Below are 25532 nucleotides of genomic sequence, written 5' to 3'. Positions count from 1 at the left end.
GATGGACGCGTCTTGGCCGTGGCATCGCGCGATGATCCGTCGCAGCTCTTGACGCCATGACCCGGACCATCCTTGAACCCGCCCGCGCGATCGACGTGATCCACGAAACCGACGTGCTGGTGGTGGGGTCGGGCCCCGGCGGCCTGGCGGCCGCGATCGCCTCGGCCCGCGCCGGCGTGCAGACCACGCTGGTCGAACGCTATGGCTGTTTTGGCGGCAATATCACCCAGGTCGGGGTCGAAGGCTTTGCCTGGTATCGCCACCCCGCCACGATCGACAGCGAAGGTATCGGCCGCGAATTCGAAGACCGGGCCAAGGCGATGGGCGCGGCCCTGCCCGAACCGCAATCGATCAGCCACGCGCTCGATGCCGAGGCGTTCAAACATGTCGCCGATGTGCTGGTGGCCGAGGTGGGCGTGCACCCGATGCTGCACCGCATGTTTGTCGCGCCGATCATGGAGGGCGGCGAAATTCGCGGGATCATCACCGAAAGCAAGGCCGGGCGCGAGGCCATCCTGGCCAAACGGGTGATCGACGCCACCGGCGATGCCGATATCGCCACGCGCGCCGGTGCCCCGGTGTTCAAGACGCCCAAGTCCGAAATGATGAGCGTGTCGGTGATGTTTTCGATGTGCGGGGTCAACAAGACGCGGTTCATCGATGCGGTCAAGGCCGATCCGCAGACCTATGCCGACTGGGCCAAGGACGGCGAATGGTCGGTCACCACCGCGGGCAAGGAAGACGCGCTGTTTTCACCCTTTTTGCGCAAACCGTTTCAGGCCGCACACAAGGCAGGCCTGCTGCCCGACAGCCTCAAGACGATTGCCGGCACCTGGGGCACCGTGTCCGACCAGGGCGATCTGACCTATCTCAACATGGTGCATCTGACGCTCGACGGCACCGATCCCGATGATCTGACCACGGGCGAAATCGAGGGCCGTGCGCAGGCGATGCACGCGATTGCCGCCTTGCGCGAATTCATGCCCGGCTGCGACACTGCCAAATTGCGCAATTTCGGCATGACTTTGGGCATTCGCGACACGCGCAAGATCGATGCGGTCTACAACATGGCCGATGGCGATGTGCGTGGCGAAGGCCGGTTTGCCGATTCGATCGGCATCTTTCCCGAATTCATCGACGGCTATGGCCTGCTGATCATCCCCACCACCGGGCGTTATTTCCACATACCCTATCGCGCGATGCTGCCCAAAAGCGGCCCGCGCAACCTGATCGTGGCCGGCCGTTCGATCGGCGGCGACAAAGTCAGCCATGCCGCGGTGCGCAACATGATGGCCTGCGCGGTGGCGGGCCAGGGTGCGGGCGTCGCGGCGGCAATATCGGTCAGGACCGGCCGCGATTTCCACACCGTGGATATCGCGGCGGTACAGGCCGAATTGCGCCGCCAGGGCGCGCGTATCGTTTGACCCGCGCTCAGATATCCTTCGAGATGCCGAAGAAGAACCCGCGCCGCGGACCCCATTGCGGTGCGCCGACGCCGACGCCGGTGCCATCGCGGATTTCGTATTTGCTGTCGAACGCGTTGGTCACGTCAAAGCGTAATTCCACGCCGGGCTTGGCCCATTTGTAACTCGCCGCCAGGTTGAACTGGGCATAGGCGGGCAGATGCGCACCATTGGGCACATCGGTGCCATCGGGCAGGGTCAGATCCGACCGCAGGCCCGAACCATAGATCATGCTTGACCCCAGCTTCAGCCCCTTGAGCGCGCCATCGCGGAACGCATAGCTGATCCCGCCCGAACCGGTGTAGGTCTGGTCGTGATCAAGCGTGATGAAGTGGCTGGCGATATAGGCCAGTTCGGTCGCGCCGAACGAAAATTCGCTCGATTCGATCTGCCGCCCTTGCGCCTTGGCCGCGGCAAAGTTGGCATAGACCAGCCAGGGTCCGCGCTGGTAATTGGCGTAGAGATTGACCCCGCGGATACGCCCATAGGCATAGTTGAACGGGGTCAGGATAATCGGCGCGCCGAACTGGCCCTCGTCGATCAGATGGCGCGACAGCCGGTAATATCCGTCGATCCCCACGGTCAGCCCCGGCGCCAGCTTGCGCTGCACGCCCACATCGAAATAGTGTTGCCGTTCGGCCTGCGGGGTGGTGTCGACCAGCGAATTGGCAGCACCGCTGGTGCCGACAAACCGCGCGATGCTGGTGTTGGCAACCAGTTCGAACGCGGGCGGCGAAAAATACCGCGCATAGCCGACATGCAGCGTGGTCAGCGCATCGGGCTGCCAAACCAGATTGACCCGCGGGCTGAGCTGGTTTTCCTGACGATAGGCATCGTAATAGTCGAAGCGGCCGCCATAGTTCAGCGTGACCTTGCCCGACAGCTGCCATTCGTCCTGGACATAGAGGCTGGCCATGACCGCGCTTTTGGTGCTGTTGTCGACAATCGACAGCGGCGGCGCATCGGCCACGCCCGTGCCGTCGACCGGAAAGACAGCGGTCTGCGTGTCGCTGATCGTATGGTCGTGCTGCAAAAACCCGCCAAAGCGCACCGTATGGCCGTTGCCTGCGCGCAGCGAGGCATCGGCCTGCAGACCCAGCGCCAGATCGTCCTTGAACGCCTGCTGGGCCAGACGGTTGAAAATCAGCTCGCCTGTGGGATCGGGGCGGTAGGTCAAAGCCGAAAAGCGCGCAAAGCCGCCCAGTTGCACCGTCAACGGGCCACTGTCGTGCAAAAACGCAACCTGGCCAAAACCGGTGCGTTCCAGCTGGCGTTCGTTCAACGCGTTCGAGGCAAAGCTGGTCTGGCCATTGACCGCAACCGGGCTGGTGGCGGTCAGCCCGACCGGATCGGGGATCTGGAACCACTGGTTCGAATAGCCGCCGACAAAGCTGATCCGGTCGCTGTCGGACAGGATGCGATCGAGATAGACAAACCCCTGGAACTGGTCGGTGGCATCGTGGACCGCGGTGCGCGATGCATTGACGTTTTCAATGCCCAGCGAATCGTGGCGATAATCGGCCGATACGAAATAGTTGGTCTGTCCGGTCGAGCCGCCATATTCCAGGCTGGGTTCGATGGTGTCGTGGCTGCCGCCATAAATCGACGCTTCGCCGCCGTTGGCAAACCCGCTTTTGGTGTGAATGTCGATCACACCAGCGGTGCGCAGGCCGTATTGTGCGGGCAGCGCCCCGGTCAACAGGTCGAAATGATCGATCAGGCGCGGTGACAAAGTCTGCCCGAACACCGCCAGGCCTTCGGGCAGGATCGTGCCGTTGATACGGTATTGCAGATTGGCGTGATCGTCGCGCACGTGGAACTGGCCAAACCCGTCCTGCACCACCCCGGGCAATTGCAGCATGATCTGGTTCAGTTGCTGGTTGTCCCCGCCCGGCAACGCCTGGATCGCAGCGTTGGTGATGCCGTAGCTATCGGCACCCAGGCTTTTCTGGACGGCCGACCGCGCTTCGTCGAGCCGGCGTGCGGTGACCACGATGGGATCGCGCGGGGCCGCCGGGTCGGCCGCGGGCGCAGCCGCGGCGGGCGGGGCATCGGCGCCATACGCAGGCGCGGTGCCGGCCAGAACCAGAGCGCAGGCTGCAAAGACAGTGCCGGCCAGAAGTCGTCGATGCGAATCAATCATGCGGTGGTTGTTTTTCCGAAGGGCGTGGGGGGGACGCTTGGTAGCGCGCAATATGAGATGTTATAGTGTTACACAAGGCAAGATTCATGACAATTTATTCAACTTACGGCCCGCCAGGTTGCGCGCTGGGGCTGCGACGACATCAGGAAAGATATATCTTTACCGCTTGCAAAGCGCCTTAAAAGATATATCTTAGATGCATTGAAACGAATCGTATACGCTTTCTCCCGGCAGTGCGCCCGCCCCGGTGTTCTGCGCCTGTTCAAGGACCCGCAATGTCCCGTCACCAGATCACCCGCCTGCGCCACGACACCCGCCGCCGCACGCTGACCGTTACCGCGATCGAGCAACTGGGCGATCACATGCGCCGCATGGTGTTTACCGCGCCTGAACTCAACGACTTTGTCAGCGCGTCGGCCGACGATCATATCAAGCTGTTCTTTGCTACCGATGCCGGCGATACGGTCATGCGCGATTTTACCCCGCGCCGGTTCGACACCGCGCAATGCACCCTGACCATCGATTTTGCACTGCACGATAGCGGCCCCGCAACGCAGTGGGCGGCTGCGGCGCAAGTGGGCGACAGCCTGTCCATCGGCGGCCCGCGCGGATCGGCCGTGGTGCCCGACGATTTCGACTGGTACCTGCTGATCGGCGACGAAAGCGCGCTGCCTGCAATAGGCCGGCGCGTCGAAGAATTGCGCGAAGGCGTACCGGTGATCACCCTGGGTGTGATCGATGGGCCGGACGACGAACAGCGCTTTGCCACCCGCGCGCTGTGGACCGGGCATTGGGTGCATCGTGCAGGCGTGGTTGCCGATGATGCCGAACGGCTGCTGGGCGCGTTGCAGGGCATGGCCTTGCCACCCGGCGAAGGCTTTGTCTGGATCGCCGCCGAAACCACGGTGGCCAAGGCATTGCGCGCGCATGTCGTGGAAACGCTGGGCCACCCGCGCGAATGGACCAAGGCCGCCGGGTACTGGACGCGCGGCCACGCCGACGCATCGGACAAGTCGCTCGACGGATAGGTCTCTTGCCCCTGCCCGCCCGCCTGCTAGACCTTTGCGCCACAAGCATATGCGCAAGGGTTACCGATGGTGAGCACCAGGGTTGAACGCAGGCGTTATCGCATTCCGGCCATTGCCGCGGCAATGACGCTGGCGGTCTTGCCCGTTGCCCACACCGCACAGGCTGCCTCGCCCGAGCCGGTGGCGGCCGATCACGGCATGGTGGTCACTGCGCATCACCTGGCGACACAGGCCGGGCTGGATGTGCTGCGCCATGGCGGCAATGCGATCGATGCGGCGGTGGCGGTGGGCTATGCGCTGGCGGTGACGTTTCCCGAGGCGGGCAATCTTGGCGGCGGCGGGTTCATGACCGTGCGCCTGGCCGACGGCACCAGCCGCTTTCTCGATTTTCGCGAAATGGCACCGGGTGCGGCGCGTGCCGACATGTATCTGGACGCCCGGGGCAACGTGATCCCCGGCAAATCGACCCGCGGCTGGCTGGCGGCGGGCATACCCGGCACCGTCGCCGGGCTGGAATATGCGCGCATCCATTGGGGCAGCCGGCCCCGGGCAGAGCTGATGGCGCCGGCCATCCAGCTGGCCGCCGATGGGTTTGTGCTCGACCGCGGCGATGCCGAATTCCTGGGCGAAGGCGCCGATGAATTGCGCAAGGATCCGGCCAGCGCCGCCATCTTCCTCAACGCCGGGCAACGCTGGCGCGAGGGCGAGCGGCTGGTCCAGACCGACTTGGCGCATTCGCTGCGGGTGATCGCGCAACAGGGCGCCGATGGCTTTTACAAGGGGCCGGTCGGCGCCGCCATGGTCGACGGCAGCCGCAAGGGCGGCGGCATATTCACCATGGCCGATTTTGCGCACTATGCCGTGCGCGACATGAAACCGCTGGAATGCGATTATCGCGGCTATCACGTGATCGCAGCACCCCCGCCGAGTTCGGGCGGGGTGGTGCTGTGCGAAACCATGGGCGTGCTGTCGGGATATCCCATGGCGCAATGGGGGTTCCATTCGGCCAATGCGACGCACGCGCTGATCGAAGCACTGCGTCGTGCCTACCACGATCGCAATGTGCAGCTGGGCGATCCCGATTTCGTGAACGTCGATACCGCGCGGCTGGTTGCACCCGCTTATACCGACCGCCTGCGCGCCGGGATCGCGATGGACAAAGCCACCCCGTCGCTGTCGCTGGGCGGCGTGACGGCCAGCCCCGAAGGCCGCAGCACCACGCATTTTTCGATTGTCGATGCCGCCGGCAACGCCGTGTCGATGACCTATACGCTGAACGACTGGTTTGGCGCGCATGTCGTCGCGCCGGGCACTGGCGTGCTGATGAACGATGAAATGGACGATTTTTCGGCCAAGCCCGGCGCCACCAACATGTATGGCCTGGTCGAAGGCGCCAACAACGCGATTGCGCCGGGCAAGCGCCCGCTGTCCTCGATGAGCCCGACAATCGTGACCAGGGATGGCAAGCTCGCGCTGGTCGTGGGCACGCCCGGCGGCAGCCGGATCCCGACCGGCGTGTTGCAGGTGATGCTCAACATGATCGATTTCGGCATGACCCTGACCGAGGCGATCGAGGCACCGCGTATCCATCAGCAATGGTTGCCCGATCAGACCTGGTACGAACGCTATGGCCTGTCGGCCGATACGTTGGCGATCCTGGAGGCGCGCGGCCAGAAGATGGTCGAACGTCGCCATGGCAACCATGTTGCTGCCATCGTGGTGGGCGGCCCGCGTATCGCCGGCGCCGTGCCGCCCCACCCCGATGACGAAGGTGTCGACATTGCGCCCGCGCATCTGTTTGGCGCCATCGATCCGCGTTTGCCGATGGGTTCGGCGCAAGGGTATTGATGGCGCAGACTGCGCGCATTGCCCGATCTGGCGTTAAGCCGAACGAACCGCTAAGCTGAACGCCTATGGCGATGCTGCCGCTTCCCCCCACGCCGTTCTTCGGCAACAAGAACCGTGCGTTCTGGCGCCTGCAGTTTCTCGGCTGGGGCGGGGCCATGCTGCTGCGCGCGATGTCGAGCCTGGCCAATGCGGTGCCATGGTCGTTCCTGATCATCGTGATCATTGCCACGATCACCGGGTTTTCGATCTCGCTGATCCTGTCGGTGATCTATCGCGCGCTGATCAACCGCCTTGCGCTGATCACCTGGGGGGTAACGTCGATCGTTCTGGCCATCGCGGTCGGCCTTTATGCCTTTATCGATTCGTGGGTGGTCAGCCTGTATCGCGCCAATGCCCAGTCCAGCTTTACCCAGCTGTTCCTGGGGGTGTTCTACCTTGATCTGACGCTGCTCGGCGCCTGGTCGGCGCTGTATTACGCGATCAACTTCTATATCCAGGTCGAAGAACAGAACGACCAGCTGTTGCACCTGGAAAACCAGGCGACCAGCGCGCAGCTGGCCATGCTGCGCTATCAGCTCAACCCGCATTTCCTGTTCAACACATTGAATTCGATCAGCACGCTGGTCCTGCTCAAACAGACCGAGCCGGCCAATGCCATGCTGTCGCGGCTGTCGGCGTTTTTGCGCTATACCCTGATCAACGAGCCGACCGGCCAGGTCACGGTGGCGCAAGAGGTGGAAACGCTGAAGCTCTATCTCGATATCGAACGCATGCGGTTTGAAGAACGCCTGCGCACCCGGTTCGACATCGAGGATCAGGCAACCCACGCGCTGATGCCGTCGCTGCTGCTGCAACCTCTGGTCGAAAACGCCATCAAATATGCGGTCAGCGTGCTGGAAGAAGGCGCTGAAATCACGGTGCATGCCGATGTGATCGGCAGTGTGCTGCGGATTGTCGTGTCCGACACCGGGCCCGGGCTTGAACCGGGCACCGATCCGGCCGAACTGTTCGGGCAGAACCACGATCAGCAACGCCCGGGCGCCGTGTCGACGGGCGTGGGGCTGGCCAATATCCGCGACCGGCTGGTCCAGGCCTATGGCGAAAACCAGCGTTTCGACATTGCCACCGGGCCCGAAGGCGGGCTGGTGGTAACGATCGAATTGCCGTTCGAGGCGCGCGCGCCCAAACCCGCCCCTGCCCGATCCGTTCATCCTGCGCTAAACCCGGCAGTGGCAGGCTAGGCCACCAAACTATGTCCAAGGAAACGCCATGACCATCCGCACGATCCTTGTCGACGACGAAAAGCTGGCCATTCAGGGGCTGCAACTGCGTCTTGCTGCGTTTCCCGATGTCGAAATCATCGACACCTGCGCCAACGGGCGCGAGGCCATCCGCAAGATCAAGACCGAAAAGCCCGACCTGGTGTTCCTCGACATCCAGATGCCGGGGTTCGACGGGTTCAGCGTGGTCAAAGGGGTGATGGAAATTGACCCGCCGCTGTTCGTGTTTGTCACCGCCTATTCCGAACATGCGCTGAAAGCCTTCGAAGCCAATGCGGTCGATTACCTGTTGAAACCCGTCGATGAAGACCGGCTGGCCGATGCGCTGGATCGTGCGCGCACGCGGCTGGCTGAAAAGCGCGGGCTGGAAGAGGTGGAAAAACTGAAGAACGTGCTGGCCGAAGTTGCCCCCGATGCGATGCCCGAAATGGTCGACGATGGCGAACATGCCGCCGGCCGGTTCGAAAAACTGATCAATATCAAGGACCGCGGCCAGATTTTTCGGGTCGATGTGGATTCGATCGAACGGATCGAGGCGGCGGGCGATTACATGTGCATCTACACCGGCGACAATTCGCTGATCCTGCGCGAAACCATGAAGGATCTCGAGCGCCGGCTGGACCCGCGCGTGTTCCAGCGCGTGCACCGGTCAAAGATCGTCAACCTTGATCAGGTCCGGCAGGTCCGCCCCCACACCAACGGCGAATGCTTTCTGGTGCTGCAATCGGGCGCCGAGGTAAAAGTCAGCCGGTCGTACCGCGACGTGGTGGCCCGCTTCGTGCACTGAGTCCGGTCAGGCCCGAGCGACCTAATCCAGATCGATCGGGGCAAACTGCGCGAACAACTGCGCCGCCTCGGCCAGATCGCGCAATGGCACATAGTCGCATACCTCGGCATAGCGCGCCCACATCGCCAGCACGTCGGGATGCTGGTGCGCGGTGGCGATGGCACCATCGCGCCATTCGAACACTTCGATGATCGTGCCACAGGCTGCGCGCATGGCCAGCGCCGGGCGATCGGTGGCAAGGCCCCAGCGACGCAGATCGGGCACGTGATCACGCACCAGGGCAAGCAAGGCCTGATCGTGCCCCGGCTTGGGTCGATAGGCCGCGATCACCATGTCACCCATATCCCTGCTCCTGCGAATTGCGGTTCGCGTGGCCCGAGGCGCCTGATGACCCGGTGTTTACACCAGTTCGAAGTGCTCCGCAAAGTCCTCGGTGTCGATCGTTGCCTGCATCATCGCCGAATAGCGGTGCCCGGCGACCGTCTGGTGGTTGATCAGCGCATCGACCTCGGCGGCCATGGCAGCCGGGATCTGCCAGTTCCAATGCGCGATGTTTTCTTCCAGGTGGGCAATATTCTTGGTGCCGGGGATAGCCACGATATGGTCCCCCTGCGCCAGCACCCAGGCCAGCGACAGCTGCGCAGGGGTCACCCCCGCGTCTGCTGCCAGGGCGTTGAACCGGTGCACCAGATCCAGGTTGTGCGCCCAGTTGGCGCCCTGAAAGCGGGGCATGCCGGGGCGCAGATCGCCTTCGCCAAGCGCTGCCACGTCGCCCACGCCATTGGCCAGAGCACCGCGCCCGACCGGCGAAAACGCGACAAACGTCGTGCCCAGTTCACGGCAGGCGTCGATCACCGCGATCTCGGCCTGGCGTGTCCACGGCGAATATTCGGTCTGCATCGCGGCGATCGGGTGCACCGCAGCCGCACGGCGCAGCGTGTCGGCCGACATTTCGGACAGGCCGATCGCGCCCATCTTCCCTTCCTGGATCAGGTCGGCCATCGCACCCACCGAATCTTCGATCGGCACGGTGAAATCGCGGCGGTGCATGTAATACAGGTCGATGTGATCGGTTTGCAGCAGGCGCAACGACACCTCCAGCTGTTCGCGGATAGTCTGCGGCTTGCAATCGATCCCGCGCTTTTCGCCGCTGGCGAAAATGCCCATCTTGCTGGCAAGGAAGACTTTGTCGCGGCGGCCCTTCAGCGCCTGGCCCACCAGGGTTTCGTTATGGCCCTGGCCATAGAGCCGGGCAGTGTCGAGATGGTCATAGCCCAGTTCGATCGCGCGGTGCAGCAGCGCAATGCCGTATGCATCGCTCGGACGCGGGCCATAGGCCCAGCTGAGCGACATGCAGCCCAGCCCGATGGGGTTGGTTTTGCGGCCATTGATCGGGCGGGCGGTGATGGACATGCGGGTCTCCTTGACGCAGCCGCCGGATGCCAGCCCGGGGCCCCGCGCGTCAAGACGCCCCTGGCAGATTGCCCGGGCTTCTGCGCCTTTGTGCAGCCCCCCCGCCCGCAACGGGCTGCAGGCTTATTGCCCCTTTGCCCTTGCCACATCGTCCTGCGTAACGGGCACGATCTTGATTTCCACGCGGCGGTTGGCGGCGCGGCCTTCGGGCGTGTCGTTGCTCGCCACCGGCTGTGTCTTGCCAAAGCCGGTGCTGCGGATGCGCGCCGGGTTTACACCCCTGCCCGTCAGGTAATCGGCCACCACGCGGGCGCGGTTTTCGGACAGCGTCTGGTTATAGGGATCGGTGCCGGTCGAATCGGTGTGGCCATACACATCGATCAACGAATTGGGATACTTGTTCAGGCTGGTCGAAACGGTATCGAGCGTGTCGCGAAACGCGGGCTTGATCACGGTGCTGTCGGTGTCAAAGGTCACCCCGCTGGGCAGATTGACCAGGATCGCCTGGCCATCATCGACCGGCTTGATATCGACCCCGCTGCCGGCGGTCTGTTCCTTCAGCTCCTTGATCTGCTTGTCCATGGTATAACCGACCGAGGCGCCGGCCAGCCCACCGATCCCCGCGCCCAGAATGCGCCCGGTACCCCCGCCCAGCAATCCCCCGATCACCAGCCCGCCAACCACACCTGCGGTCGCGCCGATCGCGGTGCGCGACACTTTCCTGTGGCCGGTGTTGGGGTCGGTCACACAGGCCGACGTGGCAATCAGCGATACGCCGCACAGCGCAGACATCCATACCCGACGTAGTGTCATGACCCATACCCTCTTGCACGATGCGCCACCGACAATGCCCCGGTGTGCACCGGTTTTCCAGCCTGTGCCGCCAGTTGGCAGTGAATAGCCGGGGGCATCCTGAACTGAATCCGAACAAGCCGATCATGACAATCCGCAACGCACTTCGCCAAAGCGCGAAAATCTGCTAGCGGACGCGACTGTGACACCTTTTCCCTGGACCGACGTCGTCATCATTGGCGCTCTGGTCGTGCTCAACGGCCTGTTTTCGATGTCAGAGCTGGCAATCGTTTCGGCGCGTCCGGCGCGATTGAAGATGCGCGCCGAAGCCGGATCGGTCAGCGCCACGCTGGCGCTCGATCTGGCCAGCGATCAGGGCAAGCTTTTGTCCACCGCGCAGATCGGCATAACGCTGGTGGGCATCATCGCCGGCGCCTTTTCCGGATCACGGCTGGGCGGCCCGATGGGCGAACGGCTGGCAGCGCTTGGCGTGCCTGCGCATCTTGCCCCCGAAGCGGGGTTTGCGCTGGTCATCGCGGTCACCACATATCTCAGCCTGGTGATCGGCGAACTGGTGCCCAAGCAACTGGCGCTGCGTTCGGCCGAGGCGATTGCGGTGGTGGCCGCGCGCCCGATGGCGATCGTGGCGCAAGTGGCCGCACCGCTGGTGTGGTTGCTGGATGAATCGTCCACACTGGTGCTGCGGCTGGCCGGCATGAACGGCGCCGGTTCGCACGACGTGACCACCGAAGAGCTGGAGATGATCTTTGCCGAGGCGACCCGGTCGGGCGTCATCGAAGAAGACGAACGCGCATTGATGACCAGCGTGATGCGGCTGGCCGAACGTCCGGTGCGCGACGTGATGACCCCGCGCACCGAACTGCACTGGATCGATCGCCAGTCCGGGGGTGGCGATTTGCGCGATGCGATCGCCGCGTGCCCGCATTCGCTGCTGCTGGTGGCAGAGGGTTCGGTGGATAGCGTGGTCGGCGTGGTGCGCGTGCGCGATGTGTTGCAGGCGCTGGTGCGCGGCGAATCCGCCGATCTGGCCCGTTTGATGAAAAAACCCGCGATCGTGCCCGACCAGCTCGACGCGATGGATGCCCTGCGCCAGATCCAGCTGGCCGAAGTGCCGCTGGCGCTGGTCCACGATGAATATGGCCATCTTGAAGGGATCGTCACCCCGGCTGACCTGCTCGACGCGATTGCCGGCACATTCGTTGCCCATGGCGATGACGGCGACACGCCGATGATGATCGAGCGCGAGGATGCGTCTTTGCTGATTTCGGGCGCGCTGCCCGCCGATGCCATGGCCGACCGGCTCAACATCGACCTGCCCGAGACCCGCGATTACGCAACCGTGGCCGGGTTTGCCCTGTCGGTGCTGAAAAAGCTGCCGCACGAAGGCGAACATTTCACCAGCCAGGGCTGGCGCTTTGAAGTGATCGACATGGACGGGCGCAAGATCGACAAGCTGCTGGCCAGCCGCATCAAGCATGCGCCACAGGCACCCACGCTGGACGGATGAACCGCCATCCTCCCCGAAACGCCGGGGAGGACGGATCGATGGAGGTTACTGCGCCTGCGCGGCGGGCGTGCTGCTTTCGGGGGCCTTGATGATATCCTTCACCCCGGCGCCCTTGGGCACGGTCGTCGTCTTGGGATCGCCAACCACGCTGCGGATGGCGGGTGCCGAGGCACCGGCCTTGCCCAGCGCGTCGGTTTCGACCGCGCTGCGCGGCGCGGGGCCGCCAAACATCACATCGAGCGCCTGGCGGCTGGAATCGACATCCTGCGGACGCGGCGCACCCGGGTTGGGCGGGGCCAGCGAGAAATCGGGCGGCACCGCCAGCGGGGCCTGGCGCGTCACCGCGAATTCATCGGGCCGCACGCGATTGAACAGCGAGGAATGCGAGCTGCACCCGCCCAGCAGACCGGACAACGCCACAGCGCCACCGGCAAGGGAAATGAGGGCAGTCTTGCGCATCACAAATTCTCCGTAGGGGGCTTTACGCCATCGTGGCCCGGCTTTTCGCCGGAAAGCAGCGAACGGGCAAGCAGTATCAGCACGCCAATCGTGATCGCTGCGTCCGCAAAGTTGAAAATCAGGAATGGACGCCATTCGCCGATGTGCAGATCGGCGTAATCGATGACATACCCGCGCGTGACCCGGTCATAGATATTGCCCAGCGCCCCGCCCAGCACCAGCGCCAGCGCGATCACATCGACACGGCGCCGTTCAAACAGCAGCCAGCCCGCCACGCCCAGCGCGATCGCACCGGTTCCCGCGATCAGGATCAGCCGCATCTGTGGCGAAGTCGCGGTGAACAAGCCCAGCGATACGCCAAGATTCTGGGTAAAGCGCAGATCAAACATCGGCAGCAGATGCAGCGAATCTACCTGGTCGAGCGCGACCGGCCCCAGCAACAGCGCCTTTAGCCCGCGATCGAGCGCAAACACCAGCAGTGCCAGGCCATAGCCGAACGCGCGTCGGGTCCAGATTTCAAACCGGGTTCTGCCGCTGGTCATGCGTTCACACCGTCGATCTGGGCCACCACGTCGTCACAACGCGCGCACAGCGCCCCATCCTCTGCCACTTCGGGCAGATGGCGCCAGCAACGGCCACATTTGTCCTGTTCGGTGCGGGCAACGCTCAGCGCGTTGCCGCGCCTGACCGCGGCGGTGATGAACACTTCGGCCAGATCGGCCACGTCGACATCCGGCGCCGCATCGGCAGGCACCGTCACCTCGGCCTGAAGACCCGAACCCAGGACCTTGTCGCGGCGCAGCGGCTCGATCGCTTCGTTGACCAGCGTGCGCAACCCGCGCAGATCCTGCCAGCGCGCCTCATCCACCGAGACCGCGGGCAATTCGGGCCACTCGAGCAAGTGTACGCTGCCGCCATCGGGATAGCGCGTGCCCCACACTTCCTCGGCGGTGAACACCAGCACCGGCGCGGCATAGCGCACCAGCGCGTGGAACAGCGTATCGAACACGGTGCGGCAGGCGCGGCGGGTGACCGATCCCGGCGCATCGCAATAGAGGCTGTCCTTGCGGATATCGAAATAGAACGCCGACAGATCCTCGTTGCAGAAATCGGTCAGCGCGCGGACATACGTGTTGAAATCGAAGTCTTCGACCGCCTGCGTCAGCACGCCGTCCAGCGCACCCAGCCGGGCCAGCACATAGCGTTCCAGCTCGGGCATGGCGTCGGGTGCCAGGCGTTCCGCGTCGTCAAACCCCTCAAGCGCGCCCAGCAGATAGCGGAATGTGTTGCGCAGTTTGCGGTACTGGTCGGCAACACCGGCCAGGATTTCCTTGCCGATGCGGTGGTCTTCGGTGAAATCGACCGACAGCGCCCACAGCCGCAGGATATCCGCGCCATAATCGCGCATCAGGTCGATCGGGCTGATCGTGTTGCCCAGCGATTTGGACATTTTCATGCCCTTGGCATCCATGGTGAAGCCATGGGTCAGCACCGCCTTGTACGGCGCGTGCCCGCGGGTGGCGCACGATTCGAGCAACGATGACTGGAACCAGCCACGATGCTGGTCCGACCCTTCGAGATAGAGATCGGCAAGCGGGCCGGTATGGCCTTCGGGCCGGGCAAGGTCGGGCCAGCGCCCGCTGCCCAGCACAAAGGCATGCGTCGAACCCGAATCGAACCACACGTCCAGAATGTCGGTCACGCGTTCGTAGTCATCGACCGCATGATCGGAGCCAAGGAATTCGGCGGCACGTGCCTCGTCCCAGGCATCGACGCCTTCATCGGCGATGGCCGCTACGATCCGCGCGTTGACCTCCGCATCGACCAGTACGTCGCCGGTCCGGCGATGGACGAACAGCGTCAGCGGCACGCCCCACGCGCGCTGGCGCGACAGCACCCAGTCGGGGCGCCCTTCGACCATCGCGCCGATACGGTTGCGGCCCTTTTCGGGCACAAAGCGCGTGGCCTTGATCGCGGCAACCGCACGTTCGCGCAAAGTCCGCGGGGCCAGCATGGCATCAAGATCGTCGGCGCCTGCGGGCAGGATCGGCGGGATCGGCTTGTCCATCGGCACAAACCACTGCGGCGTGCAGCGAAAGATCACTTTGGCCTTTGACCGCCACGAATGCGGATAGGAATGGCGGTAATCGGCGCTGGCCGCGACCAACGCGCCGACGTCGGCCAGCGCGGTACAGATCGGGCCGTCGGGCGCGTTGAAGCGGGGGTTGATCACGCTGCCCTGACCCGCCAGCCACAACCATTCGGCGCGATAGCGGCCATCGCCTTCGACTGCGAACACCGGCTCGATCCCGTGCGCCTTGCACAGGGCAAAGTCGTCCTCGCCATGATCGGGGGCCATGTGGACCAGGCCGGTGCCCGATTCGGTGGTGACAAAATCACCCGCCAGCATCGGACGCGGCCGCGCGAAAAAGCCGCCCAGCGCATGCATCGGATGGCGCACCACGGTGCCCGCCAGCGCGGCACCCTTGATGAAGAAGTGGACCGTGTGGCTTTCGGCACCGATCCGCGCGACAAAGGCATCGATCAGCGGTTCGGCCACCAGATAGCGCGCGCCACCCGTTTCGATCACGAAATAGTCGATCGCCGGGCCATAGGCGATCGCCTGGTTGGCGGGGATCGTCCAGGGCGTCGTGGTCCAGATTACCGCCGACACGCCGACCAGATCGGCTTCGGGGGATTCGACGATTTCGAATGCCACATCGATCTGGGTCGAAGTGATATCCTCGTATTCGATTTCGGCTTCGGCCAGCGCGGTTTTTTCCACCGGGCTCCACATCACCGGCTTGGCCCCGCGATACAGCTGCCCGGTTTCGGCAAAGCGCATCAGTTCGCGCACGATGGTCGCTTCTGCTGCGAAATCCATCGTCAGATAGGGGTGATCCCAGTCGGCATTGATGCCCAGCCGTTTTAGCTGTTCGCGCTGCACATCGACCCAGCCGCGCGCATAGGCGCGGCACTGGTCGCGGAATTCGCGCGGCGGCACGTCATCCTTGTTGAGCTTTTTCTTGCGGTATTCTTCTTCGACCTTCCATTCGATGGGCAGGCCGTGGCAATCCCAGCCGGGCACATAGGGCGCGTCAAACCCGCGCAGCGAACGCGTGCGTACCACCATGTCCTTCAGGATATGGTTCAGCGCATGGCCGATATGCATGTCGCCATTGGCGTAAGGCGGCCCATCGTGAAGAATGAACTTTTCGCGGCCCGCACGCGCATCGCGCAGGCGTCGATACAGGTCTTCGTCGGCCCAGCGCGCCAGAATGCCCGGCTCTTTCTGCGGCAGGCCCGCCTTCATCGGGAAATCGGTCTTCGGCAGGAAGACGGTGGAGCGGTAATCGCGCGTCTGGTTCATGGGCCAAGGGCCTTAACGGATCGCGCGCAAAAGGCCAGACCCGACCCGCTCCATGCCAGAGCATTTGCGCAAGGGCCCGGTTATTGGCCGCTGTCGTCCCTCGCCTGCGCTGCAACCGCCTCGGCATTGGTGCGCGCATCCAGACTGGGGCGCAGCGCCGGGCCCACGGTCCAGAAATTGTCGATCATGGCATAGCCCCGATAGGTGATCGGAATGTCGGACAACTGGCGCGAATGGCGCAGCCCCGTACCATCGGCCGTGGCCACCGCGATCACTGCGCCATGGCCCGCATTGATCCGTGTTTCAAACCGCGCCGGCCAGCCCCACAGCGACCAGGTTGCATCGAGCGGCACGGTCACGCTGGAGCCTGCGCACGATCCGGGGACAATGCCCGACCACCCGATCAGGCGATAAGCCGCCAGGCACGCGGCGGCCTGGTCGGGCACCAGGGTCCACACCCCCGGAAACGCCTTTTGCGCCGCCTCGGCCATCGCCGCACTGCCGACAAAGCCTTCTTTCAGTGCCACCGGATCGCGCCCGCGCGCACGCAGCACTTTTATCGCCAGATCGAGCGCGGCAGGATCGTTGCCTGGAAAGCGATAGAGCAGGCCCCCGCGCGGATCACCGTCGAGCAGGTCATCCAGCGTGACAATCATGCCGCGCCCGGCCCCGCGCAAGGGGTACGTCGCGCCGTGATCGGCAGTATAGCCATGGCCGATATCAAGCTGGCGCAATTCGGCCAGCGTATGCGCCGAAACCGGCCCGCTGACCCCGGTGCGGCAGGCAAGGTCAGTGTCGGGATAGAGCACCAGCGCACCATCGGCGGTGCGCACCAGATCGATCGCGACCAGATCCGCACCCATGCGATGCGCGGTCGACACCGCGCGCAGGGTGTCTTCGAAAATGCGGTGCAGCGGGGGCAGGATCGCGGCAGCCGGGCATGCGGCGGCACGCGCGCCGGGCAGGTAATCCTGTGCGATCCCGCCATTGGCAATCAGGCGCACATGGCCAGCGCGATTGGGGACCAGCCAGGGCGCATTGACGAATGACAAGCCCAACATCGCCACGGCCAGTCCGAACAACACCCGCCGCAACCAGATCATGCCCGCTCCATTACCGAATTGATCCGAAACGTTCCCGTAAATCCTGATCAAGTCAACGACTTATTCCGTCACGCGGGTTCAAATTGCCGCCAGAAGATCGCGCGCCTTGTCACAATCGCGTGCAATTTGCTGCATCATTGCGTCAAGCGAATCGAATTTCCATTCGCCGCGAAGAAAATGATGAAAGGCCACTTCGATTTCCTGATCATACAGATCGCCGGAAAAATCGAAAAAATGCGGCTCAAGCAGTTCCTTGGGCGGATCGAACATCGGCCGCACGCCGAGGTTGGCAGCACCCTTGACCACCCGCCCGTCGCACAGCCGCGCAGTCACCGCATAAATACCGTAACGCGGGCGCAGATAGTGCCCCAGCGCCAGATTGGCGGTGGGAAAGCCGATCGTGCGCCCGACTTTGTCGCCATGCTGCACGGGCCCGCGGATCGCAAAGGGCCGGGTCAGCAACCGCGTCGCGGTTTCGGGATCACCCGCGGCCAGCGCATCGCGAATACGGCTCGACGAAATCACCTCGCCCTCGGCCTCGACCGGGCCGATCGCGCGGGTGCGCAGCCCCAGCCCCGTGCCAAGCTGCGCCAGCACGCCAACATTGCCGCCGCGCGCCTTGCCAAAGGTGAAATCCTCGCCCGTGACCACGCCGGCCGCGCCCAGCCGGTCAACCAGCAGATCTGCCACAAACGCCTGCGCCGTGGTCGCGGCAAGTTCGGCGTCAAAATGGAACACCAGCATGGCATCGGCGCCGGCCGCGGCAAACAGCGCCTCGCGCTGGTCGAGCGTGGTCAGGCGGAAATGCGGCGCGTCGGGCTGGAAATGGCGCACCGGGTGCGGATCGAACGTGGCGATGATCGCCGGGCGCCCTTCGGCGCGCGCCCAGGCGACCGCGGCGCCTGCCACCGCCTGGTGGCCAAGGTGAAACCCGTCGAAATTGCCCAGCGCGATCACCGCGCCGCGATAGGCCTCGGGCAGACGGTCGCGCGCGTCGAACCGCATCATGCCCCAGCCCGTTCCAGCGAAACGAAATCAAACGCCGGCCGCCCGCCGGTTGCCGGATGCGGGTCGCGCGCCACTTCGCGCCAGTGCGCACCCGGCGCCGGCATCACGGTATCGCCCGCAAACGCACCATGCACTTCGGTCAGTTCCAGCCGCCTGGCCAAAGGTTCGAATTGTGCAATCACGTCGGCGCCGCCGATCACCACCGCACCCTCGCCCGCGAGCGCGATGGCCGCCTGCGGCGTGGCGGCCACTTCGGCGCCGGGATGGTGCCACGCACGATCACGCGTCAGCACGATGTGACGGCGTCCGGGCAACAGCCCGGGCAGCGATACAAAAGTCTTGCGCCCCATGATCATGGCCCTGCCCATGGTCAGCGTCTTGAACCGGCGCAAATCGTCGGGCAAGTGCCAGGGCAGGTGCCCGTCGTGCCCGATAGTGCCATCGGTTGCGCGCGCCACAATGATCGTCAGGCCCATGCCGGTCACAGCACCAGCCGGGTGACATGGCCCATCTTGCGCCCGGCCCGCGCCTCGGCCTTGCCATAGAGATGCAGGTGGCTGGCCGGATCGGCCAGGATCGCCGGCCAGGCATTGGCCGCATCGCCGATCAGATTGTCCATCACCGCGCCGCGCGTGACCAGCGCGGTTGACCCCAGCGGCAATCCGCAGATCGCGCGGACATGGTTTTCAAACTGGCTGGTCAGCGCGCCTTCGATCGTCCAGTGCCCCGAATTGTGGACGCGCGGTGCCATCTCGTTGAACACCGGACCGGTGTCGGTGGCAAAGAATTCCAGGGTCAGCACGCCGACATAGTCCAGCGCATCGGCAACTTTGCCCGCCAGCGCGCGCGCCTGCGGCACTTGCGCGGCGATCGCGGCAGGCGCGGGCACGGTCGATCGCGCCAGAATTCCGTTGTCATGTTCGTTCTGTGCCGAATCCCAGAACGCGATGGCGCCATCGGTGCCACGCGCCAGGATGACCGAAAATTCTCCGAAGAACGTGACAAAGCCTTCGTAGATCAGCGGCACCGGGGGCAGGTCAAGCGTGGCAGCCTGCCAGGCCGAAGCGATCCGCCACTGGCCTTTGCCGTCATAGCCGTCGCGGCGGGTCTTGAGGATGCCGGGTGCACCGATGCGGGCAATGGCGTCGGCCAGGTCGGCGTGGCTGTCGACCATGGCCCAGGGCGCGGGCTGTCCGCCCAGCGCCTCGACAAAGCGTTTTTCGTTTACGCGGTCCTGCGCCACTTCCAGCGCGCGCGCCGGCGGATAGAGCGGCGCGTGCGGCGCAAGCGCGGCCAGCGGGGGCGCGGCGACGTTTTCGAATTCGTAGGTGACAACCGCGCAATCTTGCGCAAACGCGGCCAGCGCCGCGGTGTCGTCATAGGCGCCCTGGGTAAATTGGGCGCAGACATCGGCGGCAATCGGTACCGGTTCCGGTGCATAGACATGCGCCCGATAGCCAAGCTGGGCTGCGGCCACCGCGATCATGCGGCCCAGCTGGCCGCCGCCGAGAATGCCGATCGTTGCACCGGGCGCAATCATCATCGCACCCCGCTCAGGCTGGCCGCTCGGCCACGGACGCGGCCTGTTCGGCGCGAAACGCGATCAGCCGCGCGGTCAGTGCGGGGTCCGATGTGGCCAGGATCGAGGCGGCCAGGATGCCCGCATTGGTGGCGCCTGCAGCACCGATCGCCAGCGTGGCGACCGGAATGCCGCCGGGCATCTGGACAATCGACAGCAGGCTGTCGAGGCCGTTCAGCGATCGCGATTGCACCGGCACGCCCAGCACCGGAAGGTGGGTCATGGCTGCCACCATGCCCGGCAGATGTGCCGCGCCGCCCGCACCCGCAATGATCACGCGAAAGCCCTGATCGTGCGCGGTCTTGGCAAATTCGACCAGCCGGTCGGGCGTGCGGTGCGCCGACACGATCCGGCAATCATGCACCACGCCCAGCCGTTCAAGCATCGCAGCCGCATGCTGCATGGTTTCCCAGTCGGACTGGCTGCCCATCACGATCGCCACAGGCACGGTGTCGGTCATATCGAGGGCCCCTGGCGTTCGGACAGGTAATAGCGCTCGGTTGCCACCAGCGCCTGATCGAGTTCGTAGATGATCGGCTGACCGGTCGGGATTTCCAGCCCGGTAATGTCATCATCCGAAATATCCGACAGATGCTTGACCAGCGCGCGCAGCGAATTGCCATGCGCTGCCACGATCACGGTTTCGCCGGCACGCAATGCCGGCGCGATCGCGGACTCGTAATAGGGCAGCACGCGCGCGATCGTATCCTTCAGGCTTTCGCTGTCGGGAATGGCGATCCCGGCATAGCGCGGATCGGCCGCCAGATCGAATGCGCTGCCCCGCGCCAGCGGCGGCGGCGGCACGTCAAAGCTGCGGCGCCAGATCCTGACCTGATCCTCGCCGTGTTTGGCCGCGGTCTCGGCCTTGTCCAGCCCGGTCAGCCCGCCATAGTGGCGTTCATTCAGGCGCCAGTCCTTGGTTTCGGGGATCCACAGGCGGCCGGCGGCTTCAAGCACCAGATGCAGCGTCTTGATCGCGCGGCTTTGCAGCGACGTGAACGCCACCGTCGGCAACACGCCGCGGTCTTTCAGCAGTGCGCCCGCGGCAAAAGCCTCGCCCGCGCCCTGTTCGGTGACATCGACATCCCACCACCCGGTAAAGCGGTTTTCCAGGTTCCACTGCGACTGGCCGTGGCGCACGAGGATCAGACGGGGCATCGGCGTTCCTGTTGTCGGAAAAATGAGAAGCCGCGCACTAGAACATCATGGCCGATTTGCAAATCACCCACGCTGTTCTATTTTTCGGCGGTGGCCCTGCTGCGTCCAAAAACGGTGCCGGCTTTCCTGCGCAAAACTGCGGGCCATGTGCTCACGATCCGGATTGGTCGGTTTCGGGGGGGGCGGCGGCCTCCATCGCGCGTGCCTGTGCCTTGCGCCGGCGCAGATTGGCGCGCAGCTGTTCGGCCAGGCGCGCCTGACGCTCGGCCTTGGCAGCCGTGGGGGAAGCGGGATCGGTCATCGCCGTTGATGTGACGAATGCCGCCCGCTTGCGCAAGCCCCGCTTGACAATGCGCACGCCCGCCGCCAAAGGGCGCCCCTGCCCCGGTGCCCCGCGCACCTTTCGGGCAGATCAGGAAATGGTGTGCTGCTGTAGCTCAGTGGTAGAGCGCATCCTTGGTAAGGCTGAGGTCGGGAGTTCAATCCTCCCCAGCAGCACCATTTCCTTCCGGCGCGCAGGCCATCTTGACCGCCGCGCAATCGCGCCCCATGCGTCGCGCCCATGAAATTCTTCTCAGACAACGCCGCCTCGGTCCATCCCAATGTCTGGTCTGCGATGCAGGCCGCCGACCGGCAAGACAACGGCTATGACGGCGATGCGCTGTCGCAACGGCTGGATCATGCGTTCAGCGACCTGTTCGGCCAGCCCGCCACCGCGCTGTGGGTGGCCACGGGTACTGCGGCCAATTGCCTGGCACTGGCGGCGATGGTGCCGCCCTTTGGCGGGGTGGTGTGCCACCGCGAGGCGCATATCGAAACCGACGAGGGCGGCGCGCCCGGGTTTTACATGCACGGCGCCAAGCTGATGCTGGCCGAAGGCGATGGCGCCAAACTGACCCCCGCGACGATCACCAATGTCGTCGCGCCGATCCGCCCCGATGTGCACCGGGTGCAGCCGCACGCCATTTCGATCACGCAATCGACCGAATATGGCCGGGTCTATACCCCGGCCGAAGTCGCCGAAATCGGAGCGCTGGCGCACGCGCACGATCTGTGGCTGCACATGGATGGCGCGCGGTTTGGCAATGCCGTGGCGCATCTGGGCTGCACCCCGGCGGCGGTCACGGTCGATGCCGGGGTCGACGCGCTGAGCTTCGGCTTTGTAAAGAACGGCGGCATGGGTGCAGAGGCCATCGTGCTGTTTGGCGCGGCGCGCGATGATGCCATGGTCGATGCGATCCGCCGCATGCGCAAACGCGCGGGCCACCTGCAATCAAAAGGCCGGTATCTCGCCGCGCAGATCCTGGCGCTGCTTGAAGGCGATTTGTGGCTGGACAACGCACGCGCCGCCAATGCCGCCGCTGCCGAACTGGCCGCCGCCGCGGGCGACAGGTTGATGCACCCGGTCGAGGCGGACGAGGTGTTTCTGGTGCTGGCCCCCGCAGAGGCCGCCGCCTTGCGCGCGCAAGGGTTCGATTTCTACGACTGGAACGCACCCGCAGGGGCGCCTGGCGCGGCACGCCTGGTGACCGCGTGGAACAGCGACCCTGCGCATGTCGAGGCCCTGGCGCGCGCGCTTGGCGCGCTATGACCGCGCAGGCCCGTGCCGCCCAGCCGCGCGTGATCGCGGCGTTTGTGGTGACCGCGCTGGTCTGGGGATCGACCTGGCTGGTGATCAAGGGCTCGATCGGGCCGGTCCCGCCAAGCTGGTCGGTCACCTGGCGCTTTGTCGGTGCGGCGATCGGCATGTTTGCGCTGGGGCTGGCGCGCGGCGATATAACCGTGCGTGCGCTGGTGCCCGAACGCGCGGTGCTGACCCACGCCGCGCTGATCGGGATCAGCCTGTTCTGCTGCAATTTTCAGTTTGTCTATCGCGCCGAAACGCACCTGACTTCGGGTCTGGTGGCGGTCGTGTTTGCGCTGCTGTTGCTGCCCAATGCGGTGTTCGGGCGGATCTTTCTGGGCACGCCGGTCACGCGCGGGTTCATCGCGGGCTCGGTGATCGCGCTGGGCGGGATCGTGCTGCTGATGATCAACGAATATCGCGCAGCGCCTGCGGGCAGCGATGTACCGCTGGGCGCGGCGATGACCGTGCTGGCCCTGCTGTGCGCGTCGACCGGCAATGTGCTGCAGGCCGCGCAAGTGGTGCGCAAGGTGCCCGCCGCGATGCTCCTGGCCTGGGCCTTTCTGATCGGCGCCACCGCCGATTTCGCGCTGGCCTGGGTGCTGTCAGGGCCGCCGGTGTTCGACTGGTCGCCGGTCTACATGGGCAGCGTCGCCTATCTGTCGTTGATCGGATCGGTGCTGACCTTTCCGCTGTACAACCTGTTGCTGCGCGAAATGGGGCCCGGGCGCGCGGCCTATAACGGAGTGCTGGTGCCGGTGGTGGCGATGCTGCTGTCGACCGTGTTCGAAGGCTATCGCTGGTCGGCGTTCAACGTGGGCGGTGCGGCACTGTCGCTGGTCGGGCTGGTCGTGGCGCTAAGATCGCGCAACCCTTCGCGATAAGTCGGGAACCTGGGCCGCCAGCCCAGCACGCGCTGCGCCTTGCCATTGGCGACGCGGCGGTTTTCGGCATAGAACGCGCGCGCCATCGGTGACAGGTCGGCCTGTTCCAGCGGTACCGGCGGCGGGGGTGCCACCCCGATCAGCCGCGCGGCCTCCTCGATCACGGCATTGGCGTCGCACGGTTCGTCATCGGCGATGTTGTAAACGCCCGGCATACCGGCAAGTCCGGCGATCACCCCGCCGGCAATGTCATCGACATGCACCCGGCTGAACACCTGCCCCGGCGCGATCAGGCGGCGCGCGGTACCGTCGCGCAGCCGGTCGAACGCACTGCGCCCCGGACCGTAGATCCCCGGCAGGCGGAACACCCGCGCGCCCAGTGCCTGCCATGCCAGGTCGGCATCGCTGCGCGCGCTGCGGCGGCCGTGGCCCACGGGCGCCGTTTCATCGACCCAGGCGCCGCCGCAATCGCCATAGACCCCGGTCGACGACAGATAACCGATCCATGGCGCCCGCAGCGCTGCGCCATACTGCGCCAGCACCGCATCGGCGCCATCGCGGCCCGGCGGCACGCTGGACAGCACATGCGTGGCACCGGCCAGTTCCGCCAAGACCGCCACGCCATCGTCAAATGCCACGGTCCCGCCGCGGCCCGTCCCGCCCACGTGCCAGCCCTGCGCGCGCAAGCGGCGGGCCAGAACACCCGCGCTATAGCCCAGGCCGAACACGAACAGACGCATCAGGGGCCTTTGGGATCGGGCAGCGGCGGCGGCGTGACTTCGGTCGCCCCGGGCACATGGTCCATCTTCCACTGCATCGCCGCGTGCACCCGCGTGCGGCCCGAGGGATGGTCGAAGAACAACGCCTCTTCCAGCGCGGAGGGCGCGATCTTGCGATAGGTCGACAGCTTCATCGCGGCGAGCGCAAAGCCGTCGGGTTCGCGCGCGGTGTCGAGGCCAAACGCATCGGCCGCGCTTTCGGTCCTGCGGGTCAGCGTGTTGACCACCGGCATGAACAGCAGCGACAACGCGGTCATCCCGCCCACCAGCACGGGCAGCGCCGCCGGATCGTCCAGCCCGCGTACCGTGCGTCGCCGGCCGCCCCAGATGATGGCACGCGGACCGATCCACGACAGCAGCCAGAATTCCAGTCCCAGGACCAGCGCCAGGCCGGCGATGCCGACCCAGACATGGCCCAGCACGTAATGGCCCATTTCATGGCCCACCACCGCCGCCGCCACCGGCACGCTGGTGCCCCTGACCAGATTGTCGGTCAGGCTGATCCGCACCGTGGGCCCCAGGCCCGAAACATTGGCCGAGATCCGGTCGCTTTGGCGCGAGGCGTTGAACACATAGATATGATCGGCGGGAATATGGTTGGCCGCCGCCATCGCCTCGATCCGATCGCGCAAGGCGCCGGCCGGCAATTCGCCATAGGTATTGAACAGCGGGGTGATGAACACCGGGGTGATCAGCGCAAACAGCGCCAGCATCGCTGCAACCACTGCCGTGCCGACCAGCCACCAGCTGCGGGGAAAGCTGCGGATGACCAGATTGATCACCGTCAGCAGGACCGCGCCCAGCACCACGGTCAGCAGCGTGACCACCACCTGATCGCCCAGCCAACCGAAAAAGCTTTGGTTCATCAGGCCGAAGCGGCGTTCGCGCCAGAAATCGACATAGATCGACCAGGGCAGGTTCAGCAGGGTCAGACACAGCAGGAACAGCGCCGCAATCGACAGCATGATTGTCCAGGGTCGCCATCCGCCACGCCGCATCCGGTCGCGCACCCGCACCAGCACGCCGCTGCGCGCGATCAGCCAGCAGATCAGCAACGTGACGATGGTGGAAACCATGTTCAGCCAGATGGCACCATCGAAATAGGCATCCGATCGTGCACGCGCGGCGGGGCTTAACACGGCAAGATACAGCGCAGTGGCATGATCGACATCAAACGGCGCGGCGCGCGCCAGCGACGGGGCCAACATGGCAAGGCCCGTCATCATCATCGCCCACACCCGCATCGCTTAAACCCCGAACCGTTCGACCCCAGCGCGCTGCGTGCG

At 65.0% G+C, this 25532-nt stretch carries 24 protein-coding genes and 1 tRNA gene; 9 read left to right on the top strand and 16 right to left on the bottom strand.

All coding sequences use genetic code 11. From position 1 onward, the window contains the following. Positions 1-56: 56 nt before the first annotated feature. Positions 57-1424 carry an FAD-dependent oxidoreductase gene (locus tag G404_RS0110700; protein WP_028641075.1) on the top strand — a complete coding sequence of 456 codons (1368 nt, stop codon included), beginning with the start codon at positions 57-59 and terminating at the stop codon, positions 1422-1424. 7 nt (positions 1425-1431) lie between these two features. On the opposite strand, the gene G404_RS0110695 is transcribed toward G404_RS0110700, so the two are convergent. Continuing rightward, on the bottom strand, positions 1432-3606 hold the full coding sequence (locus G404_RS0110695; protein WP_028641074.1) for a TonB-dependent receptor: 2175 nt from the start codon (positions 3604-3606) through the stop codon (positions 1432-1434). 275 nt (positions 3607-3881) lie between these two features. On the opposite strand from G404_RS0110695, the gene G404_RS0110690 reads away from it, so the two are divergent. From G404_RS0110690 to G404_RS0110675, 4 genes are all read left to right on the top strand, one after another. Continuing rightward, positions 3882-4634: a siderophore-interacting protein gene (locus tag G404_RS0110690; protein ID WP_028641073.1), complete on the top strand. Its 753-nt coding sequence runs from the start codon at positions 3882-3884 to the stop codon at positions 4632-4634. A gap of 69 nt (positions 4635-4703) precedes the next feature. Then, positions 4704-6482 carry a gamma-glutamyltransferase gene (ggt, locus tag G404_RS18800; protein WP_245584493.1) on the top strand — a complete coding sequence of 593 codons (1779 nt, stop codon included), beginning with the start codon at positions 4704-4706 and terminating at the stop codon, positions 6480-6482. Positions 6483-6547: 65 nt separating this feature from the next. Then, positions 6548-7723 (top strand): sensor histidine kinase, encoded by a 1176-nt coding sequence (locus G404_RS0110680; protein WP_028641072.1) that lies wholly within the window; start codon positions 6548-6550, stop codon positions 7721-7723. Between the two features lie 28 nt (positions 7724-7751). Beyond that, positions 7752-8549, top strand: a complete 798-nt coding sequence (locus G404_RS0110675) for a LytR/AlgR family response regulator transcription factor (protein ID WP_028641071.1) — start codon at positions 7752-7754, stop codon at positions 8547-8549. Positions 8550-8570: 21 nt separating this feature from the next. Here G404_RS0110675 and G404_RS0110670 read toward each other — a convergent pair whose 3' ends face one another. The 3 genes from G404_RS0110670 to G404_RS0110660 all read right to left on the bottom strand — a co-directional run bounded on the left by G404_RS0110670 (position 8571) and on the right by G404_RS0110660 (position 10775). Further along, on the bottom strand, positions 8571-8891 hold the full coding sequence (locus G404_RS0110670) for a hypothetical protein (protein ID WP_028641070.1): 321 nt from the start codon (positions 8889-8891) through the stop codon (positions 8571-8573). Between the two features lie 57 nt (positions 8892-8948). After that, entirely contained in the window at positions 8949-9962 is a 1014-nt protein-coding gene (locus tag G404_RS0110665; protein ID WP_028641069.1) for an aldo/keto reductase, read from the bottom strand. A gap of 123 nt (positions 9963-10085) precedes the next feature. Then, a complete protein-coding gene (locus G404_RS0110660; protein ID WP_028641068.1) occupies positions 10086-10775 on the bottom strand; it encodes a YiaD family glycine zipper/OmpA-like lipoprotein in 690 nt (229 codons plus the stop codon). A 181-nt stretch (positions 10776-10956) separates the two neighbouring features. On the opposite strand from G404_RS0110660, the gene G404_RS0110655 reads away from it, so the two are divergent. Next, a complete protein-coding gene (locus G404_RS0110655; protein WP_028641067.1) occupies positions 10957-12282 on the top strand; it encodes a hemolysin family protein in 1326 nt (441 codons plus the stop codon). Between the two features lie 45 nt (positions 12283-12327). On the opposite strand, the gene G404_RS0110650 is transcribed toward G404_RS0110655, so the two are convergent. The 10 genes from G404_RS0110650 to G404_RS20615 form a co-directional block, all read right to left on the bottom strand. Beyond that, a complete protein-coding gene (locus G404_RS0110650; protein ID WP_028641066.1) occupies positions 12328-12741 on the bottom strand; it encodes a DUF3035 domain-containing protein in 414 nt (137 codons plus the stop codon). Continuing rightward, on the bottom strand, positions 12741-13283 hold the full coding sequence (gene lspA / locus G404_RS0110645) for a signal peptidase II (RefSeq protein WP_028641065.1): 543 nt from the start codon (positions 13281-13283) through the stop codon (positions 12741-12743). Before lspA ends, G404_RS0110650 begins: the two co-directional genes overlap by 1 nt. Beyond that, positions 13280-16111 (bottom strand): isoleucine--tRNA ligase, encoded by a 2832-nt coding sequence (ileS, locus tag G404_RS0110640; RefSeq protein ID WP_028641064.1) that lies wholly within the window; start codon positions 16109-16111, stop codon positions 13280-13282. The genes lspA and ileS overlap by 4 nt, the downstream gene beginning before the upstream one ends. 80 nt (positions 16112-16191) lie before the next feature. Further along, a complete protein-coding gene (locus G404_RS0110635; protein ID WP_028641063.1) occupies positions 16192-17214 on the bottom strand; it encodes a glycerophosphodiester phosphodiesterase family protein in 1023 nt (340 codons plus the stop codon). Between the two features lie 78 nt (positions 17215-17292). Further along, positions 17293-18222: a bifunctional riboflavin kinase/FAD synthetase gene (locus G404_RS0110630; protein ID WP_028641062.1), complete on the bottom strand. Its 930-nt coding sequence runs from the start codon at positions 18220-18222 to the stop codon at positions 17293-17295. Beyond that, complete coding sequence (locus G404_RS0110625) at positions 18219-18698, bottom strand: dihydrofolate reductase (protein ID WP_036521117.1); 480 nt, start codon at positions 18696-18698, stop codon at positions 18219-18221. The genes G404_RS0110630 and G404_RS0110625 overlap by 4 nt, the downstream gene beginning before the upstream one ends. Positions 18699-18703: 5 nt before the next feature. After that, on the bottom strand, positions 18704-19762 hold the full coding sequence (locus G404_RS0110620; protein WP_028641060.1) for a 5-(carboxyamino)imidazole ribonucleotide synthase: 1059 nt from the start codon (positions 19760-19762) through the stop codon (positions 18704-18706). Between the two features lie 13 nt (positions 19763-19775). Then, positions 19776-20261, bottom strand: a complete 486-nt coding sequence (gene purE / locus G404_RS0110615; protein WP_028641059.1) for a 5-(carboxyamino)imidazole ribonucleotide mutase — start codon at positions 20259-20261, stop codon at positions 19776-19778. After that, positions 20258-20959, bottom strand: coding sequence for a 2,3-diphosphoglycerate-dependent phosphoglycerate mutase (gpmA, locus tag G404_RS0110610; protein ID WP_028641058.1), 702 nt, complete (start codon positions 20957-20959; stop codon positions 20258-20260). Before gpmA ends, purE begins: the two co-directional genes overlap by 4 nt. 151 nt (positions 20960-21110) lie before the next feature. After that, positions 21111-21260, bottom strand: coding sequence for a hypothetical protein (locus G404_RS20615; protein ID WP_169719700.1), 150 nt, complete (start codon positions 21258-21260; stop codon positions 21111-21113). Between the two features lie 125 nt (positions 21261-21385). Here G404_RS20615 and G404_RS0110600 point away from each other — a divergent pair. The 3 genes from G404_RS0110600 (at position 21386) to G404_RS0110590 (ending at position 23467) form a co-directional block, all read left to right on the top strand. Then, a tRNA-Thr gene (locus G404_RS0110600) sits at positions 21386-21460 on the top strand. 61 nt (positions 21461-21521) lie between these two features. After that, positions 21522-22550 carry a threonine aldolase family protein gene (locus tag G404_RS0110595; protein WP_028641056.1) on the top strand — a complete coding sequence of 343 codons (1029 nt, stop codon included), beginning with the start codon at positions 21522-21524 and terminating at the stop codon, positions 22548-22550. Then, a complete protein-coding gene (locus tag G404_RS0110590; protein WP_028641055.1) occupies positions 22547-23467 on the top strand; it encodes a DMT family transporter in 921 nt (306 codons plus the stop codon). Before G404_RS0110595 ends, G404_RS0110590 begins: the two co-directional genes overlap by 4 nt. On the opposite strand, the gene G404_RS0110585 is transcribed toward G404_RS0110590, so the two are convergent. Both G404_RS0110585 and G404_RS0110580 read right to left on the bottom strand, forming a co-directional pair. Beyond that, positions 23377-24207: a Rossmann-fold NAD(P)-binding domain-containing protein gene (locus G404_RS0110585; RefSeq protein WP_036521068.1), complete on the bottom strand. Its 831-nt coding sequence runs from the start codon at positions 24205-24207 to the stop codon at positions 23377-23379. The genes G404_RS0110590 and G404_RS0110585 overlap by 91 nt on opposite strands. Beyond that, on the bottom strand, positions 24207-25475 hold the full coding sequence (locus tag G404_RS0110580; RefSeq protein WP_245584491.1) for a M48 family metalloprotease: 1269 nt from the start codon (positions 25473-25475) through the stop codon (positions 24207-24209). The genes G404_RS0110585 and G404_RS0110580 overlap by 1 nt, the downstream gene beginning before the upstream one ends. Between the last annotated feature and the right edge of the window lie 57 nt (positions 25476-25532).

Origin of the sequence: Novosphingobium acidiphilum DSM 19966 (genome assembly GCF_000429005.1) — a bacterium.
Taxonomy (GTDB): domain Bacteria; phylum Pseudomonadota; class Alphaproteobacteria; order Sphingomonadales; family Sphingomonadaceae; genus Novosphingobium; species Novosphingobium acidiphilum.
Note: the sequence above shows the minus strand (reverse complement) of the source record. Positions and strands in the feature narration are given on the sequence as shown.